This window comes from Cohnella sp. SGD-V74, assembly GCF_003001675.1.
GTDB lineage: Bacteria > Bacillota > Bacilli > Paenibacillales > Paenibacillaceae > Cohnella.
The window spans coordinates 1-18,822 of the sequence record NZ_PVYW01000010.1 but is presented as its reverse complement, the minus strand read 5'-3'; the positions used below and the strand labels follow the sequence as shown (position 1 = coordinate 18,822).

Sequence of the window (18,822 nt, the reverse complement as noted above, 5' to 3'; positions counted from 1 at the left end):
ATGGGAACGACTCAAATCAAACAAAAGGTGTATGTCGCATGCTTCGATGAACTGCCGCCTCGCATCGGACGCGAGGTGGTCGTCGAAGGCCGTAAAATCGCCGTGTTCCGCTTATCTGACGATCGGGTTAAAGCAATTGGCGGAGTTTGCCCGCACAAGCAAGGGCCGCTTGCCGAAGGCATCGTAGCCGGCGAATACGTCTTCTGCCCGCTGCACGAGTACAAAGTGTCTTTGATCGACGGCAAAGTTCAAGAACCGGACGATGGCTGCGTGCCCACGTACGACACCCTTGTTGAAGAAAACAAAGTTTACGTGCTGGTATAAGCCAAATAAGAGATGCGTCTTCCCGCGGGAGGGAGATAGAGATGTTCAAACAAAATGTGGAAGCGATTGTGGAAGCCGGCGTCGCCAAAGCGAATTATATGAAGCGAGAGAAGCTCGGCTATTTTATTGCGACGATGCTGGCAGGGGCTTACGTTGGCTTCGGAATTATTCTCATCTTTACGTTAGGAGCCCCCCTCGCCCAATCCGGATCGCCCTTTCAGCCGTTAGTCATGGGGGCAAGCTTCGGCATTGCCTTGACCTTGGTCATCATTGCCGGAGCGGAATTGTTTACGGGGAACAACATGATTTTCACGATCAGTACGCTGGCCGGCAGAACCTCCGTCAAAGACACGCTGAACAACTGGCTGATCGTATTCATCGGCAACCTGGCGGGGGCGGTTCTATTCGCTTTGCTGGTGAAAGGCTCGGGGCTGTTCAATGCCGTGCCCGCGGATCACTTAGTGTTTACGGCAGCAGCGAAAAAGATGACCGCGCCGTATTCGGAATTGTTTTTTCGCGGCATTCTTTGCAACTGGCTCGTCTGTCTTGCCGTCTGGATGAGCATCAAGCTGAAAAGCGAAGGCGCTAAAATGTTCGCCATCTGGTGGTGCTTATTCGCCTTTATTGCCAGCGGCTACGAGCATAGCGTGGCGAATATGACCTTGCTGAGCGTGGCGCTGATCCTGCCGCAGCATCCCGAAGCGGTTACTGTGGCAGGCTGGCTGCACAACATGGTCCCCGTAACGCTGGGCAATATGGTCGGCGGTATTCTATTCGTAGGCTTGGCGTATTGGAGAATATCTCCCGTGCGAAAAAGCGAAGCTGTTGAGTATACCCCAAGTCAACCGAAGAAAGCTGCGAACCTGTGAGCGATCTCGCTCTCGATGAACCGGGACTGTCTCATAAGTAAAGGTGTACAAGATTATCGATGAAAAAGAAGGGCATCTATCTCCTGGAGACTGCCTCATACGTTCCTGAAATCACCGCTTAACGGGTTTACCGTTCCCATTTCAGGATCACGCTTTTGGGGCCCCCGCAAAGTAATCGGAATAAGCTTCGAAGCTTAACGTCACTTTGTGGGGTATCTTGCATCGGAAGGAGATAGATGCCCATTACCCTACATCCATCGATAATCGTTCGGTACGACTCGGTTTACTTATGGAACAGCCTCTTCTTTTTCACCGATCATCTAGTACGAACTTGGCCGCTCTTGGCCGTAATGACGTGCGTAGTCCCGCTTTTCTCCTCATGAATGAGTCTGCGGCTCCGATTGAACAGACAGCGCAAGAAGTGAATGGCAATCGCCATATTGAACACGAACAGAACCAACGCGAACAGAAGCATGACGATCGGGGAAACCGAATGCGCGCCGGACCGCACGAACGCGACGTTGGCCCCGCCTGCCAGCAGGTAGAGAAGACCGTACCTGGCGATCAACTCCCCCCAAGTAAGCCGCTCCCCCTGGCCCTTCAGGCGAATTCGCACCAGCCACTTGCCGAAAGTCAACCCGTTGGTCCAATACGGAACGACGATAAAATATGCGACGACAATCAGAACATAGGAATACGGCACCCGCGCGACGGACAGCAAGACGAACGGCGGAAGCAGAATCGCCCAATCGAACAGGAAAGCAATCGCTCTCTGCGTATACGAAACGCGTCTCGTGGACAGGTCGGTGCGCTCATCCAGCTTGTCGATCCGCGGCAGCCACCTGCCGAGCCACTCGGCGAATACGAAGCCGATCATTCCCCCGACCGCGTTCATCATCAAGTCGTCCACATCGAACAGACGGTACGGATAATCATAGATGCCGTAAATTCCGGTAACCTGCGTAATCTCGAAAAACAGCGATAATCCCACCGTGCACAGCAAGCAGGCCGCCCAGCGCGTTCGGAAATAATGGCGCATGAACATGCCGAACGGAACCGTCAACAGCACGTTAAAAACGACCTGGAGAAAGGCCCGCTCCGTCAGAAGACGCACATAGGTCGCCGGGCTGTCCAATCTCGCCCCGGTCTCCCTGACGATGTCCGTAACGAAATGGAACGGAATCCACTGCGCGTACGACTCCGCCTTCGGCGGCGAATTGTGAATCGAATCCGGCAGCGGAAGAATGATCAAGTAGAAGGCGTTCATCAGGTACAGCAAAAACAAATACAGAATCAGCGCCCTGTACTTATGGATGTAACCATGACGCCGATATTGCACGATCAGAAACGGCAAAGTGAACAACGCCGCCGCGATCGGAAACGTATAGAACGCATAGGAAATCGGAAACAAGTAGAAATCCAGCATCGCTCAGCTATCCCCTGTCAGAAATGTCGCTCAGGCTCACGTTTCCAAATTATGCCTTACTTTCAGGGGCTATTGCAACTCCCGCCAATAAAAACAGCCGCTGCCGACGGGAATCGTCGGCAATGGCCGTTATGGGCGATGCTGTTTACTTGTCGATCGATTATGGCGGCCAAATTCGTTCCTTTGGCTGTTTTGTTCGCAGCGGCCTCAAGAAGGAACTTCCGAATATAAAAAAGGCCACTTCTCACTTGAGAAGCAGCCTGCCTACCACGGTTCTTCACCAGAATCTAAAAATTCTTTCACTTTTCTTCTGATATTATGGAGGTCGATTTTATCGAGTGTTGCCATGTAATTTTCAGCATGGAAAACTGTCGAATCGACCTGGGCAATACAATTTACTTTCGCAAAGGATTGATCGCCTAACCCCACATCGCGTCCCTTAAAAAGTGGAACTTTCCATTTATCAAAACGTCCATTGAAATCTTGAATTCTGGAATGTGTTAACGCTACAAACGTAACAAATATAGGCATCCCATGATCAATTTCAATGATCGCAACAGGTCTAGTTTCGCTTGCATCTGTACTTGGATAAGTCACTTCTAACCAATAAACCGCTCCGACAGATACGCTCATTTTTATTTTTTAAATTCCTCGAACCACTTACGCTGTTCCGGATCATCCGAATTGATCTGTACCTTACCATCCACTACATTTAAGCGAGGCACTTTCTTGTTAAAATTTGGATGATTGGATAACGAACCTGCGCGTTTTACCTTCGGGGTAAGCAGAGTCATATCCTCTTCCTCCTCTTTGTCACCCACAATATTCACCTCCTAGAATTAATTCTAGAAGATTACAACTGCGGAGTATGTTAGATTCTGTTCTATGAAAAAAAAATCTTCTGAATCTTCAATATACATATTATAGCATTTTTCGCTTAGTAAAACTAGATTTCTACAAAACTATCACGAACTAATTGTTTGTACGAATAGCATATATTAGCATTTATCTGGAATTGGTGGCATTGTTTCTTCAAGCGGCTTCTATACCGACGGTCCCAATCCCAAAACGGAAATTATTCAGGAGCCCTTAAAGCTTGCGAGCGACTACCGCTAGCCGACCGTTTTCGGTAGAGTATTCGCAGGTTGATAGAACAATAAGCCGATCGCCGTACTGGGCGGTCACGCCCGTATCATAGAGAGCGAGCTTTTTAATGTTGCGGACATAGGCATCGAACTCGGCGGGCGATCCGGTCTTTTCCACCTGATAGTACTTAAAGACGTCGTCCGATTTGCGATAGACCTCCGAGAGAATAACGGCCACGATCTCGTATTCCGCCTTCTCGTAAAGCGTGTCGAACCGAACCGTCGGATGCTCCTTATAGTAGCTCTCTTTTTTGTAATTCAGCAAGTCCGCAAACATCATGCCGCTCTTCATGTTATGGCCGTATGCTTGAAATTAGATCTAAAAAACGACAAGAAACGACATTATTCCTCATTTCGCTTCCAGTCTAGCACCGCCATCTGGACAAAAACTAAACAAGTTCCTCGCGAAAAGAGAGGTCATCGGCTTAACGATCTCTTGTTTGCGGATTGTGCTGCAAACGCAAAAAAACAACCATCGACGACTGGATAGTCGGCAATGGTTGTTGGGGGACATAGAAATTGCGCGCTTACTTGTCGATCAGTTCGGTTGTTTTGAGCAGTCTTGCGATCAAGGCCGTTACTTCGGCGCGAGTCATGTTGGTCTTCGGCTTGAGCGTGTCCGCTCCGTTGCCTTGCACGATTCCGGCTGCAATCAGCTGCGCCGCGTCTTCCCTTGCCCACGCGGAAACGTTGGCCGCGTCTTCGTATTTCGACAGCAGTTCGCCAATGCGCTGTTCGCTGAGCGAAGCCTGCGGATTAATCAGGCGAAGAGCCCGGGCGATCATGGCAAAGCCTTGCTCTCTCGTAATCTGACGGGTTCCGTAGAAGTTGCCGTCGTTGTAGCCTCGGACAATATCGAATTCGTTGGCTATCGCGACGGAATTGCGGTACCAAGCCAGAGCCGGGACATCGGGGAACTGATTCTGAGGCGCGCTCTGGCGCATCAGACCCAGACCGACGACGACGATCTCCGAGAACTCGGAACGCGTTACGTTGCGGTCCGGCGAGAACGTATTGTCCCCGTTGCCGGCGAGACTAAGTCTTGCAGCGATGTTGTTCACGTCCGCCTTGCCCCAGTGAGTTCTCACATCGTCGAAATCCTGCGGATTCCAGATGACCGAGTAGGAACCGCTGCTGCGCAGGTCGTTAATCAACGCATAGTAACGACTGTCGATCTTCGTCACGACGGTCGGCACGTGGAACGCGCTGCCGTCCGGATTGACGATCACGCCGGTCGTAATCCGATTCGGATCGATGCCTTCCGGCAGGGCGATATACTTCGGCGCATAGCCGTTCAATTGTTCCGAACGAACCGTCTTGCCTCCGCTGGTAAACGTAAGATCCAGATCGACCGGAGGCACGAGCAGCTCGTAGCCTTTGGAAGCCGCTTGGCTCTGCGCGTTGTTGATCAGCGCCTCCGGCGAGCGCTTGATGTCGATATGCACCGCAATGTCGCCCAACGCCGCATTGCCCAGTTGACCGGATACGCCGCTCAAATCCATCTTGCCGCCAGGAACCGGGTAGATGGCCAGCGGGTTGCTGATCTCCAGGCTCGCGCCTTTGTCCGCGATTTGCTTCACGTCCGCCGCGGTCAGGCCGTCTACCTTCACGTCTCCTTCGTTCGGAGAGTGGATTTTCAGCTTCTGTCCGCTGCCTTGCGCCAGCTTCTCCTTCAGTTTGTCGGGATCGACTTGCACGGCCGTAGTCGAACGGCCTCCGTTATCGGTTACCGTTCCTGTCGCAAACGGCTCATCCTTATCGTTCACGGAAGTCTGGATGCCCGATTTGTCTTCGGGCTGCGAAGGCGTTCCTCCGCTGCCGGAACCGCCGCCCGAGCTGCCGCTGCCCGCTCGCGTTACGGTGATTTCGTATTCGGTTTCGTTGCCTTTATCGTCGGTAACCTTGACGATAATCGTATTCGCGCCGACATTCAGCGGCAGCAAGCCGCTGGCCGTACCGCTGTCAACCGTCTGCGGCGTTCCGCCGTTCACGGACACCTGAATCGTCGATCCAGGGAAGAGCGCCAGCGATTCCAGCGTCACGCCGTACACGCTGTTCGCAACGGAAGCCGAATACTTATACGTACCGCTGTCGAAAACCGGGGACACGCCGATCGGCGTTCCGTTCCAGCTGTTCAATTGGAGTGCCGACAAACCAGGACGTTCCGTTGTATCGACAGCGAGCGGCTTGGAAACGGTAAAGCTCTGGCCGCCCTTCGCAGCCGTCGCTTCAATTGTATAGCTGCCATCGGCCAGGTCCTCGCTAGGCGTGAACGACCAGCGGCCGTCCGCATCCGCGGTTACGACAGTGGACAATTCATAGCCGGCTCCGTCCTTAATGACGACCGTCACCGTCGAACCTGCCTCCGCCGTACCCGCGATTGCCGGTCTCGGCACGGAGACCGTTGCCGCGCTTGGTGTCGTAATTCTGAGCGCCGAGGAGAACGGGTCCAGCGCCGTCTTCTCGAAGTCGACGACAGGCACATGGTCTACGCTTGTCAAATTGCCGTTGCCGTCATATTTGACTTTGACCGTTTTATCCCCGACGTCCGTTGCCGAAGGCAACGTTAACACAAGCCTCTTCTTATCCGAAGGGTCGATCGACCACCCGGACGGCGTAGTGGCATCATCGTCTACGGTCACCGTAAAATCTGTCAAATCCGTTAGTTCAACTTCCTGATCGAACAGCAGAACGATCCGATTTCCATCGGTTTCCGATTGGAACAACGTCACCGTCGTCGGAGCAGGCGTCCGCAATGCCGCAACCTTGGCAATCAAGTCATTCAGAGCTTGATCCACATCCGCTTGCGTGGCGCCGCCATTGACAAGCGTGCCCAGCGCATCCGATAATTCGTCCTGCAGCGCGGACCAGGTTTCCGGCGTATAATCGGCTGCGGACAGAGTCCCGTTGATCTCCGCCACTTTCGCTTCCAGATCCGCCTTGTCTACTACGGTAATCGCTCTAATCTCCGGCCCTGCCGAGACAGTGCCATCGGAGGCCGTTACTCTGAGCGTATAGTCTCCGGACGGCAGCTTCGTAGAAGGAGTAAACTCCCAGGTGCCATCCCCTTGGATCGTGACTTCTTCTTCTATAGATTCAGAAGGGTTTGCAATGTTGACCAGCGTCACCGTCACCCGTACGCCAGGCGTTCCCGTCCCGCTGACGGTCGGCTGCGTTCCGACGATCTGCCCTGCCTCCGGTTCGTCGAGTTGAAGCGCTATAGGCATACTGTATTCCAGAACGATTTTCGGAGTCGATCCGTCCACGACATGCTTAACTGCCGCAGTCGTATTAATGTCGGCCGAGAAATAAACTGCATCCGTCACTGATGCCTGATAACCGCTTCCGCCTCGTGCAATCTCAATTGTCGGGTACGTAACTTCATCCGGCATAATGCCGGCATAAACTCCGACCTTCGCTCCGGCTTCCATCTCGCGGGTCAAGGTTAGATATGCAGCTTGGTAAGATCCGTTATCGGCCTTGTTTTTCAAATATACATTGCGCTGATTTCCTTGCGCATTCAGATTATCGTATACATAGGCCGTTCCGCCGAAGTCAAAGCGGGCTTGATCCGCACGGCCTCGCATATAAACCGCCACGTTGCCTATTGTGTTGTCATTCTCGTCCAATTCCGTGCCTAACAGCTTATTGCCTGTTATATTTCCTCCTGTCATTTCAAAACGCGGGGTCTGGTAGAGTCCAATTCCGATAATAACACCGTTGCTGTCGGCAACTACCTCATTTTCTGTAATCAAACCGCCTTCGATAGCAAGTACGCCTCTTGTTCCTGCGCCCATTACCGATGGAGGATTATCTTTGAGATACCCTCTAACCTCATTGTTTCGAACCAGCGAACCTTCTCTTATCGTGACCTTTGTAGAGCTTCCGTAGACCATTAAGACCGCTGCGGTAGAACTGCCCGCCGTAACAATATGGTTGCTAATCTCCACGCGATCCAGAAGAAGATTCGTTCCTCCCGATACATAGATGCCATATCTTGCAGCGCTTATCGCGACATTATTGCCGTCAATTATCAAGTTATCGAAGGTAATATTTCCACCGCTGATATTCATCAGGTCAGCCGTCGTAAAGCTCTCGGCTCTCTTGATCGAATACTTGTGACCCGGGGCAGATTGAATCGTCACCGTCTTTCCCGTTGCCGAAAGGTTCAACGTTCCCTCCAAAGCAATGTCGCTCAAAAGAACGATCGTTCCCGCAGTATCAACTTCCGTTAATGCCTTGCCCATAGTTGCAAACGGGCTTGATTCACTCCCGTCATTGTTAAGGTCGTCCCCGCTTGCAGATACGTAGATCTCGTCCCCTCCGGCCGCAAAGGCAGGCAGCGGGGCAAGCAAAGATGACATTACGATAAGCAGCGACAACAAAGACATTTGCATCTTCTTGATCGTTTTCAAATCCAATCCTCCCGATAATTCGATTTTGTGCAGCGGGAATTCAAATAAATCCCCACCCTTCTACAGTGATGTGTAAGAGTTTACCACCCCCGCCTAGACAAACCCTAGACAACCGCCTGCAGCAAAAAGGCCGCTCCCTGAAGAGAGACGTTCTCCCTTCAAGAGCAGCCCTATTTATCGTGTGTGAGCGGTCCAGGACTCGCGTTCCCTCAGCGGTTCGGCATAAGCGAAGCGCCTTCTTGCGTCTTCCAACGTTCATACCAATCCGTAATCTCGGAGCTGACCGGAAGCTCCAGCTCGCGCTCCACCTTTTCCTTCAGAAGCCAGTATTGCTCCTCGACGCCGGCCGGATCGGCCAGCCCGTCATACAGCTTCATCAGCGAGAAATAACTGTCTTCCGCGTCCGGGCATCTCATCTGTATTTTCCGATGGATGCCGACCGCCTTGTCCGCCACGCCCCGAACCTCGTAGAATTCGCCCAGCTTTTTCATCTGATGCTGCCACAGCAGTCTCAGGCGTTCCCGTTCATGCTCCGCCCACAAGTATTCGTAGCTTCCCAGATAATCGCCCGAGTATTTGTCCAGCGCGCTTTCGTAGAGCTCCGCGCTATTCTCGTCGAGGGCGCCCAGCCGCCTGATTTCGTCTTCCCAGACCTCCGCATCCACCTGGGAATCCCCGAGATCCATCTGGTAGCCGCTCTCCAGCTCTCCGATGTGAATCGAGATTCCCTCCAGCCCGCAGGCCTTCAACGTTTTTCGAATATGATAGATCGCGGTATACAGATGCTGCGCCGCCTTGGACTCCTCGACCTCGGGCCACAGCAATTCCAGCAGAACGCTCCTGCCCACCGTGCGATTTCGGTGATGAAGAAGATAGGCAAACAGCTCTTGAGCCTTGCTCGTCCGCCACTTGGGAGCCTGCTCCTCCGCGTCCGGCAGCTGGAAGCGAATCCGGTCCAAGCAGCGAACGTAAGGAACATCCCCTGTTGGAGCTTGCCGGGCGCCTTTTATGGCCAGCTTCTCTTTAACCCTCTCTAATGTCTGGCGCAATCTCTGGCTGTTCACAGGCTTTAAGACATAGTCCAGGGCATAGAGCTCGAAAGCCTTCACGGCATATCTATCGTAGCCGGTCACGAATACGATTTCTATTCCCGGCAGGGCGGCTTGAATTTGTTTGCCAAGCTTCAAACCGTCGATCTTGGGCATCTGTATATCCAGAAATACCGCATCCGGACGATGCTCCAGAATGCCGGACATCGCTTCGTACGGATTGGAGTATTCGGCAGCGATCGTCAGATCGTTCGTCTCGTTCAGAAGAGCCCTTCTCAGACTCCTCAATGCTAACGGCTCATCGTCTACCAGGATCACTCTCACTCGCTCATCCTCCCCCGACTGGCGCAAGGCCGATCCGTCTTGGTTGGATTCATTATACCATCGCTTGTCCTCCGTAGGCCAAGATTACCCTCGGCCGGTCTCCACGGGTCCTCGCCTCGTCCAGCAGTTCGGAACGCGTGCCGTAAGGCAGTTCGACCTCCACATTCAGGGCCGCCAGCAGCCCTACGCTCCGGGCTTCACGGCGAATGGCCTCGTCGTTCGCGGCCAACGAAACGAGGCGTCCCGATGCGATCGCCCTGCGGGCCAGCCGAAGGTACGCGGCCGTGTCCCCCTCCTCTCCTTCCAGAATGCGAATTCGTCCCGAGAACGGCAAAATCTCGTTCAGTTCTTCCTCTGCATCCTGCGAATTCGCCCGCAGCGTAACGCCGATACCCGGGTAACGGCTGGCTGCTCTCTTGTAAATATCCAGCACGCTCGCCGTCCGATTCGGCTTCTCCGCGTCTATCGTGATCGCTATGCCATACACGGAGGCTTCCCGGACCAGCTCTTCCAGTTGGCGAAAAGCAAGCTCTTCGTCGACGCCCAGGCCGATTCGGGAAAGCTCCACCAAAATCGTCGACGACCTTCCGGCGACGCCGAGCATGTCGATGAGCCTTCTCAGCTCGTTCTTCGCGGCAACGCACTCGCGCGCTCCGTTCGCTTCTCCTCCTATATAAGCCAACGAAGTGGAATAACCCCGATACATTAGCCTGACCGCTTCGTATACGGCGTCCTCCCGCCTCATTCCGACGACCGCTCCCCCCGACCCCATGTTCATATATTCCCGCCACTCCTCTTCACCGATTCCTTTTTCGGACTTCCCAGCCCTAATGTACCGTGTTAAAGTGGACTATAACAGGATCACTTAATTGAATTTTCGACCATACCACTTTGCACGGAGGAAAATGGATATGACCTGGACGGCGATCGATCGAGCCTCCGGAACGCCCTTATTCCGGCAAATCTACGAGAGCTTCCGCCAAAGGATACTGCACGGGGAGCTGCAGGGAGGGGAGAAGCTGCCCAGTACGCGAGAATTGGCTTCCAGCCTGCAAGTGTCGCGAACGGTTATCGTGGAGGCATACGAGCAATTGCTTGCGGAAGGTTACATCGAGGGCCGGCACGGCTCCGGAACGTTCGTCGCGGAAGGAACCCATCTGCTGCACTCCGTTCCAGCGGGTTCCCCATCGGTCTCGCCCGTCTCGCAACCGTCTTTCGAGGGTGCTCCAGTCCGAAAAAGGGATCTGATCGACTTTCGCCACGGCGTTCCCGCCCTCGACCTGTTCCCAAGGAAGCTGTGGGGAGAACTGGCCAAGCGGATCTGCGCCGACGCCTCGGCGGAAGCGTTCGGTTACGGCCGCCCGGAGGGCCGGCATGAGCTGCGCAGCGTGCTCGCCCGGTACTTGCGCCGGAGCAGGGGCGTCGTCTGCGAGCCGGAACAGCTGCTCGTGACGACCGGGGCTACCCAAGCGATCTCCCTGATTGCCAAGCTGCTGCTGACCGGAAAATCGGATGTCCTGATGGAGGATCCGCTTACCTACGAGATCCATACGATGTTCTCGCTCCCCGGAGCGAAGCTCCATCCGATTCCCGTCGACGATTCCGGCATGATGACCGAGCTGCTGCCCTCGGACATCCGCCCCAAGTTCATCTACGTCACGCCGTCCCATCAATTTCCGATCGGGGGCGTGCTTCCGATCCAGCGGCGCGTCCAGTTGATCCAATATGCGGCCCGGACCGGAAGCTATATCGTCGAGGACGACTACGACAGCGAATTCCGTTACGAAAGTGCGCCGGTCAGTTCTCTGCAAGGCTTGGACCCGGAACGCGTCGTCTATATCGGCACGTTCAGCAAAATTTTGTCTCCGGCGCTGCGCATGGGCTACATCATCCTCCCCCCGTCTCTCGTGCAGAGCGCCCGGAGCTTGAAATGGCTTACGGATCTCCATACGCCGTCCCTCGAACAGCTTGTGTTGGCCGAATTCATTGAGGAAGGCCATCTGGATCGCCACGTCGCGAAAATGAAGAAGCTGTACCGCAAGCGCCGGGACTTCCTGATTCGGCAGCTGCGCCATGCGTTCGGCGAAGCGGTGAACATTCTCGGCCATTCGACGGGCATCCATCTCGTCGCCGAATTCGCCGGAATTTCTTTTACACCCGAGCTGCTGTCCGCCATCGAAGACAACGGGGTCAAAGTGTATCCGGTTACCGTGCATGCCTTCCGTAAGGACGTCCAGAACCGGCGAATCATTATCGGATACGGAAATTTAACCGAAGAAAGAATAGAGCAAGGGATTCGAAGATTAAGCGCATCTTTAAAGAAATATTAGAATCTCGCACAGGATTATGACAAATATTGTCGAAATTTATACATTATTGATGTTCTCGTGGTACATTAGACTTAGACGCATAACACGCGACTTGCGAGGTGTACGATGAAGTCGGCGCTCAGAATATCGGCTTTGGGAGCGTTTGTATTCCTGTTTATACTTGCGCCTCAGCTTGCCAGTGCCCAGCATCACCCGGTTACGATCCAGCATTGGCAGATCCACTATATTTCGGAACAAGGATCCCTGGACATGCCCTCCCCCGCTCGGGAGAATTGGCAGGACGCCGATATTTACGATCCCAAGACGACTCTGCCCAAAGGGAGCCGCGGCGTATGGATCCGGCTTGAACTGCCTCCAACCTCGGACTGGGTGAATCCGGGCTTGCTGGCGGACCGTTTATATGCGCAAGACATCTCCGTCTATCTGGGAGACCAGCTCCTGCTGGAATCGACGCGGGCGTTCGCTTTCGATTTGAACAAGCTGATTTTGCCCGTAGCGCCGATTCCGGAGCAGGCCGATCTATACGTCCGCCTCCTGGTGACCGGTGAGCGCGCCGGCCTGGTCGGAGGCCTTCGGATCGACGACTTCAACGAACTCTCCGAGCGCTTCATTTCCCGGGACATCCCCGACGTGTTGCTCGGAACGGGCATCGCTTTTTTGGGCTTGGTCATGCTCATCTGTACCGGGTACTTGCACCGCAGGCAGCGCAGCACGTGGATCTCTCTCTGCCTGATCGCCCTTACGACGGGAATGCTGATGATTTTCTATTCGCCGCTTCCTTATATTTACTTCAAAGAATACGGCCGTCTGCTGTCGTACTTATTCGATGCGTCGATGTTCGTGCTGTTCCCGTCGCTGATCTACTATATCGATCAGATGTTCGAAGGGCAGTTCCGCTTTTTCACGAAGTTTCGCCACTTCCAGATGGGGTATTCTGCCCTGTGCTTAGTCGCGCTGCTTGTCTACGCCGTTACGGACGGCCGCTTCTTCGGGCCTTATTACTTGATCTCGAACCGTATTTTCGGATTCCTGATTCTGTTCCAGCTCGTTCTCGTTCTCTCTTTGTCCATCATCCATGCGCTCAGGGGAAACAAGAACGCCATCACCTTGTCGATCGGAATGTTTCTGCTGGCAATACTCGGAACGGCCGACATGGTCATCTACTACTTGAGCGAGCGGACGTATACGCTGTTCCTGTGGAAATTCGGCGTTGTCGGGCTCATGGTGACGCTCGTTATCATTCTCGCTCGAAGAATCTCCGCAGATTACGGCATGCTGGTCAACTACTCCAAGAAGCTGGAGCTGTACAACCACAGACTCGAGAGAACCGAAAAGCTGAAGATCATCAGCGACCTAGCCGCTTCGGTGGCGCACGAAGTGCGCAATCCGCTTCAGGTGACACGAGGGTTTCTCCAGCTGCTGTCGGGCAAATCGGATGGCAAAAACAAGCCTTTCTTCGATATGGCAACGAACGAACTGGACCGCGCGGCCGCGATTATCACCGATTTCCTGACCTTCGCCAAGCCGGAGATGGAAGCCGTCTCGCTGCTTAATCTATCCGAGGAACTGCGCAAAATCGAGACGATGATGAACCCGCTTGCGGCGATGCACGGCACGGTTCTCGTGTTCAGCTCGCAGCCCGACCTTTATTTCCACGGAAATTCCTCCAAGCTCAAGCAGGCGTTCATCAATGTGATCAAGAACAGCCTCGAAGCGACGGGAACGAACGGAAAAATCGAAGTAACGGCTTTCTCCGAGAAGGAGGACATCGTCGTCCGGGTGAAGGACAACGGCGAGGGGATGGAAGAGGAGCAGATCGCCAAGCTGGGAGTGCCGTTCTTCTCGACCAAGGCGAAAGGCACCGGTCTCGGTCTTATGGTCACGTTCCGCATCATCGAGGTCATGAAAGGCTCCATCGAATTCCGGAGCGTCAAGCAGCAAGGAACCGAAGCGATCATTCGGTTTCCTATGGCTGCAGCCGTTAAGGAGCGCGATTCGCTGAACGGGGCCGGCGCCTGACTTGCGATAGAGAAATCAAAAAAAGAACCGAAAGCCTGAACCGTGCCTCCAATCGCTAGATCCTGTCTAACAATTGGGGGGCGTTCAGATCTCTTCGGTTCTTTCTCTATTCGCTGCCCTATTCTACCACACGATGTTGGGAGCAGGGTCTACGCTGACATCCTCTGGATTCGGAGGAATAACCAGATAATACTGCGACGAAGTCTCTTCGACCGCCTTCAACTCGATTCCGGCGGGAATCTCGACTCCGAACGCGGCTTTAATCGCTTCCTTGGGATCGCTCAGGAGGCTGCTCTTAAAAGCGGGATCTTCCCAAGCCTTCTTGATAATCTGCACCTTAAGAGATTCCAATGACATGATAGCACAACCCTTCCCAAAATGTGGTTATTACCTCTACCATCATACCATGGACACCGGCCTAAAGTCCTCATTTTTTTGCTAGATTCGACAGTAGAACGGACAATCCGCCCTCTAGCGCCAGCTTTTCTTCGAGTTCTGCCGCCCTTCGCGCATCCCTCTCAAGTCCTACGACGATTTCTTCGTGAAAAGAAAGCAACGCCTGCGGCACATTCGGCAGCTTCGTCAAGACGGCATGATGATCCCGCGCGAGCCGCGCCAAGCCGCGCAGACACCCTTTGCGATACACGGCCTGATTAACCGTACGTTCGTCCAGCAGCTGCTCCGGCGCCAGCGCGAGAGTGCGCCGCACGAGCGTCAGGAACGCGTTGCGCCTCTCGCCGTCCTCCGCCAGATCCTCCCGCCAGTCGGCCCAATCGTCGGACAGCTGCAGCGTCGCCAGCACGAGATCGACCGCTTCCTCCGTCTGCGGGAGGCGGTCCGTCTGGCCGGACAGCTCCAGCAGACCGGCCGCGCACAGCTTGACCGGAGCCGACTTGCGCGCCAGCGCGGCGGGATCCGCAGGCTCGGCAAGCCGTTCTCCCTCCTCCGATACGGCGGCCGCCCAGTCTGCCAGATAGGCTTCGTACCGCTGCCAGAGCGGAGAGTCAGCCGGAAAATGACGCTCGTACCTCCGCCGAAACCCTTCATAGAACATCTGTCCCAGCGCCAGCGGGCGTCGCGTCTCCCCGGCGCCCGCAACACCCGCCGCGTCCATCGCATCGTCGAGCAGGAAAAAATGCAGCATCGCGTACACGTTGCCGATCGCAAGGTCCCGGCATACCTCAGCCTCGCACCCGGTCTGCTCCTTCAACCACAAGGGCAAGAGAAAGCAAATATAGTTGGTTCCCCCGTCTGCTCCCTGGATAGAAGATACCGGATTAAACTTGTCCAGCAGCGCTGCCGCCAAGCCGGTCAAAGAAGCGGGCAATGCCGGAAGGCCGGTGGACGCTTCCGCGAAAATCCGCGCGACCTCCCCCTCGTACCGTCCCATCCATTCCGCCCGCGTGTCGCTCATCCGTTCCGCCTCCGTCAAGTCCCCGGCCTCGCCCGGAGAAGATGCACCATTTTCAACATATGGCTTTCCTTGCTTACGATCCGGATCCCCGCCTCCGCGAGCAGCCCGAAGATGTCTCTCGTATGATGGCAGCCGATCGATATCGGCCAGCATGAACTCCGCATCGAGACGGCATTCCTTCGCGGTCTCTCTCCACTTTGGCCTTAAAAACCCCCGGAAGGTCAAACCAACTCTTGCACGATCGGATGGAGCGCTGCCGCTTTTTTTCTGAATTGCTGCACGAAAGTCCATATCAGCTTCTGCAAATCTTTGTAATCCTCGGGCAGAGGAGCCGATCCCAGGCTGTCCAGATCCGCGTTCCGCAAAATAATCTCGCAAAATCTTAGGAGCATGAAATCGTTATAAGGCAGACCGTTCAGCTTCATGTTCCACAGTATTTTGTGGATCCCCATTAACGTATCGCCGGCCGCTGCCCGCCTGTAACGCCCGTCCGCAAGCGGCAAAAGATAAGTTAAATAGAACGCACGGTAGTTCGTTTTCTTTGTCTCGGAAATTCTGTCCCACATCTCGGCAGGATCGACGAGTTCGGGGGAAATCCCCAGCCATTTCAAAGATAGTCCGAATACGTACTGTCGAAACTCCGCCAAGTATTGCTCTTCAGGAATGACGATCCGGGGAATCACAATGTCTCACCTCGGCATAATTGGCTGACAGTTCCGCACTTCCATTAAACCAGTGGGCATTCCATCGTTCGAACATGGTATCCAAAATGGACGGATCAACGACGCCTTCGCGGATCATCTCAATCATGTCCACTTTATCTTTGCTGCGATATGCCGCCAGCTTGGAAAACCAGATATCGTGGGCGTCCACTACCTTCACCGCAAGACAGGCAAATTTGCGCTCGACTTCCACGGCTCTATCTTTGTATCCTTCCGGAAAATAAAAGTAGTGCTCATCGAATACTTCCAATCCATGGCGCGAGAACACTCTCGAAAATCGGGAAGGAATAATATCCACGTCATTGGAACCACGATTATTTTTTCTGGCAAGCACAATAGCGGAGTACCCTACTACAAAAACTTCTATCGGCTTCTGTTCTTGTAAATCGGCATCCACCGCCTCGAACAGTTCAAGAATGCTTTCTCGTGTCGTGTAAGGTTCGGGGCCTTCGAGTTCGAAAGGTTCCACGTGCTCTCCGCCTTTCACAATGTGAAAATCTCAGTTAACGTACCCTGTACTGAGTGCAGTCTCCTAAAGCACCCGATGTATCTGAAATGGGCTTTCATTCCACGCATCCCGCGAGGGATGCGACCTCACACGGCTTTTCGGCCCCTTGCCGACCGGTGTATTTCAATCCACGCATCCCACGAGGGATGCGACCGGGCGATGTTCGGCGATCAGGAAGCGCAGAAAATTTCAATCCACGCATCCCGCGAGGGATGCGACGATCATCAAGTCGTTGGTCGATGACTACGACCGATTTCAATCCACGCATCCCGCGAGGGATACGACATCGGACAACCGTGTCTTTTCGTTCCGTCAGGTTATTTCAATCCACGCATCCCGCGAGGGATGCGACATACGTTCATTATACCACATCTAGTAATCAAGGATTTCAATCCACGCATCCCGCGAGGGATGCGACGACTGCACATTCTGCTCTCAACAGCGAACTTGACATTTCAATCCACGCATCCCGCGAGGGATGCGACATGCGATCAATGAGCGCGGCATATTGATATTCTAATTTCAATCCACGCATCCCGCGAGGGATGCGACATTGACATTCGTACATCCCAGATGTGCCATGAGATATTTCAATCCACGCATCCCGCGAGGGATGCGACTCGCGCTGCGTGTAGAGATTCTTGAATTGCGATCCATTTCAATCCACGCATCCCGCGAGGGATGCGACCTCATATCGTCGCTCCCTTCTCCCTTGGGGGATAGATTTCAATCCACGCATCCCGCGAGGGATGCGACTGTCGATCAATGCATAAACACCGCCCGAGTTATGATTTCAATCCACGCATCCCGCGAGGGATGCGACGTTAATCTGCGTAATATCTCCGTGAACTACGTGTATTTCAATCCACGCATCCCGCGAGGGATGCGACTTCGCCGCCATGTCTGCTCCCCTATCGCTTGCTATTTCAATCCACGCATCCCGCGAGGGATGCGACTATCACAGAGTAGCGCTTTAACGCGATACAGCGATTTCAATCCACGCATCCCGCGAGGGATGCGACGTTCGCCGCGAAGATCAGCGCGGGGTATGGTACATTTCAATCCACGCATCCCGCGAGGGATGCGACCTATGGGCTCTTCCCTCGTGGCGGATACAACATTATTTCAATCCACGCATCCCGCGAGGGATGCGACCAGACGGCTGCAAAACGGACGTAGAGACGGGTGATTTCAATCCACGCATCCCGCGAGGGATGCGACCGTGACGGCCACGCCGGACCGCGGCGACATGAGATTTCAATCCACGCATCCCGCGAGGGATGCGACGCCTACAAGGCAGACAAGCGCGTCACAACTGGGATTTCAATCCACGCATCCCGCGAGGGATGCGACGCGGCGCGTTCGGTGCCCACCCGTTGTCCGGATATTTCAATCCACGCATCCCGCGAGGGATGCGACCGCGGAGTGCAAGCGCGCCGAAGTCATCATAGAGATTTCAATCCACGCATCCCGCGAGGGATGCGACCTTTTTTGATATCTGCAGCCGACCGTAACTCTGGATTTCAATCCACGCATCCCGCGAGGGATGCGACCAGGCAGCATGGGCCAACCAAGCCTTGTATCTCATTTCAATCCACGCATCCCGCGAGGGATGCGACAGCGAGCCGGATTTAATCGGAGCATGATCAACGATTTCAATCCACGCATCCCGCGAGGGATGCGACTTATGTTTGCGGGGTGACGTTTTAACATAGAGTATTTCAATCCACGCATCCCGCGAGGGATGCGACCGGATATGTCTCCCGTATAGTTCGGCACATCCTATTTCAATCCACGCATCCCGCGAGGGATGCGACATGCCCAGTTCACTTGATCTTTTGTCGTAATCGTATTTCAATCCACGCATCCCGCGAGGGATGCGACAGGATTGCGCCAAACTTAAACGTGATGCGGCCGATTTCAATCCACGCATCCCGCGAGGGATGCGACACGAGGCAGCGTCCGGGCGGTACAAACTGAGGAATTTCAATCCACGCATCCCGCGAGGGATGCGACGAGGGCCATCCCGACTTGCGGACTACGCGAGGGACATTTCAATCCACGCATCCCGCGAGGGATGCGACAACCTTTGTCTGTGGCGGAATTATTCGATATAGAATTTCAATCCACGCATCCCGCGAGGGATGCGACGAGTTCAGACGCTACGCCCGCGCCCTCGTTCTGGAGTTGTCAAGAAAAGTGCAGTTTGAAAACACCCTCATGCAGAAATCCCGTTGCTATGCTGCTTGTGACAGCATTCTTTCGCGATAAATAGTT

At 54.3% G+C, this 18,822-nt stretch carries 14 protein-coding genes, 1 pseudogene and 1 CRISPR repeat array; of the genes and pseudogenes, 4 read left to right on the top strand and 11 right to left on the bottom strand.

Annotated elements, in window-relative coordinates; translation table 11 throughout:
* Nucleotides 1–324 (top strand): nitrite reductase small subunit NirD, encoded by a 324-nt coding sequence (nirD, locus tag B0G52_RS16025; protein ID WP_094046060.1) that lies wholly within the window; start codon nt 1–3, stop codon nt 322–324.
* A 41-nt stretch (nt 325–365) separates the two neighbouring features.
* A complete protein-coding gene (locus B0G52_RS16020) occupies nt 366–1,193 on the top strand; it encodes a formate/nitrite transporter family protein (RefSeq protein ID WP_094046058.1) in 828 nt (275 codons plus the stop codon).
* A gap of 316 nt (nt 1,194–1,509) precedes the next feature.
* Here B0G52_RS16020 and B0G52_RS16015 read toward each other — a convergent pair whose 3' ends face one another.
* The 7 genes and pseudogenes from B0G52_RS16015 to B0G52_RS15985 form a co-directional block, all read right to left on the bottom strand.
* The gene (locus B0G52_RS16015) at nt 1,510–2,619 is read right to left on the bottom strand and encodes a VanZ family protein (RefSeq protein ID WP_094046056.1); all 1,110 of its coding nucleotides are present in this window, start codon (nt 2,617–2,619) and stop codon (nt 1,510–1,512) included.
* A 264-nt stretch (nt 2,620–2,883) separates the two neighbouring features.
* Nucleotides 2,884–3,252 carry a type II toxin-antitoxin system PemK/MazF family toxin gene (locus B0G52_RS16010; RefSeq protein ID WP_094046054.1) on the bottom strand — a complete coding sequence of 123 codons (369 nt, stop codon included), beginning with the start codon at nt 3,250–3,252 and terminating at the stop codon, nt 2,884–2,886.
* Between the two features lie 2 nt (nt 3,253–3,254).
* Entirely contained in the window at nt 3,255–3,440 is a 186-nt protein-coding gene (locus B0G52_RS16005; RefSeq protein ID WP_094046052.1) for a hypothetical protein, read from the bottom strand.
* Nucleotides 3,441–3,708: 268 nt separating this feature from the next.
* Nucleotides 3,709–4,068, bottom strand: a pseudogene (locus B0G52_RS16000) (class B sortase); the annotation flags it as partial.
* A gap of 223 nt (nt 4,069–4,291) precedes the next feature.
* Nucleotides 4,292–7,351, bottom strand: coding sequence for an S-layer homology domain-containing protein (locus B0G52_RS15995; RefSeq protein WP_158223732.1), 3,060 nt, complete (start codon nt 7,349–7,351; stop codon nt 4,292–4,294).
* A gap of 1,037 nt (nt 7,352–8,388) precedes the next feature.
* Nucleotides 8,389–9,552: a response regulator gene (locus tag B0G52_RS15990; RefSeq protein ID WP_094046047.1), complete on the bottom strand. Its 1,164-nt coding sequence runs from the start codon at nt 9,550–9,552 to the stop codon at nt 8,389–8,391.
* A 52-nt stretch (nt 9,553–9,604) separates the two neighbouring features.
* Complete coding sequence (locus B0G52_RS15985; protein WP_094046045.1) at nt 9,605–10,330, bottom strand: proline dehydrogenase family protein; 726 nt, start codon at nt 10,328–10,330, stop codon at nt 9,605–9,607.
* A gap of 133 nt (nt 10,331–10,463) precedes the next feature.
* Between B0G52_RS15985 and pdxR the strand changes: the two genes are divergently transcribed.
* A complete protein-coding gene (gene pdxR / locus B0G52_RS15980) occupies nt 10,464–11,882 on the top strand; it encodes a MocR-like pyridoxine biosynthesis transcription factor PdxR (protein ID WP_094046043.1) in 1,419 nt (472 codons plus the stop codon).
* A gap of 105 nt (nt 11,883–11,987) precedes the next feature.
* The gene (locus tag B0G52_RS15975; RefSeq protein WP_094046041.1) at nt 11,988–13,901 is read left to right on the top strand and encodes a sensor histidine kinase; all 1,914 of its coding nucleotides are present in this window, start codon (nt 11,988–11,990) and stop codon (nt 13,899–13,901) included.
* 123 nt (nt 13,902–14,024) lie between these two features.
* On the opposite strand, the gene B0G52_RS15970 is transcribed toward B0G52_RS15975, so the two are convergent.
* The 4 genes from B0G52_RS15970 to B0G52_RS15955 form a co-directional block, all read right to left on the bottom strand.
* Complete coding sequence (locus tag B0G52_RS15970; RefSeq protein ID WP_094046039.1) at nt 14,025–14,258, bottom strand: NHLP leader peptide family RiPP precursor; 234 nt, start codon at nt 14,256–14,258, stop codon at nt 14,025–14,027.
* Nucleotides 14,259–14,328: 70 nt separating this feature from the next.
* Nucleotides 14,329–15,315 carry a hypothetical protein gene (locus tag B0G52_RS15965; RefSeq protein WP_094046037.1) on the bottom strand — a complete coding sequence of 329 codons (987 nt, stop codon included), beginning with the start codon at nt 15,313–15,315 and terminating at the stop codon, nt 14,329–14,331.
* Nucleotides 15,316–15,536: 221 nt separating this feature from the next.
* The gene (locus tag B0G52_RS15960; protein WP_094046035.1) at nt 15,537–15,998 is read right to left on the bottom strand and encodes a hypothetical protein; all 462 of its coding nucleotides are present in this window, start codon (nt 15,996–15,998) and stop codon (nt 15,537–15,539) included.
* A complete protein-coding gene (locus B0G52_RS15955; RefSeq protein ID WP_094046033.1) occupies nt 15,973–16,506 on the bottom strand; it encodes a DUF6036 family nucleotidyltransferase in 534 nt (177 codons plus the stop codon). Before B0G52_RS15955 ends, B0G52_RS15960 begins: the two co-directional genes overlap by 26 nt.
* A gap of 91 nt (nt 16,507–16,597) precedes the next feature.
* Nucleotides 16,598–18,696: direct repeats of the CRISPR family, unit length 33 nt; unit sequence ATTTCAATCCACGCATCCCGCGAGGGATGCGAC.
* Nucleotides 18,697–18,822: the final 126 nt, after the last annotated feature.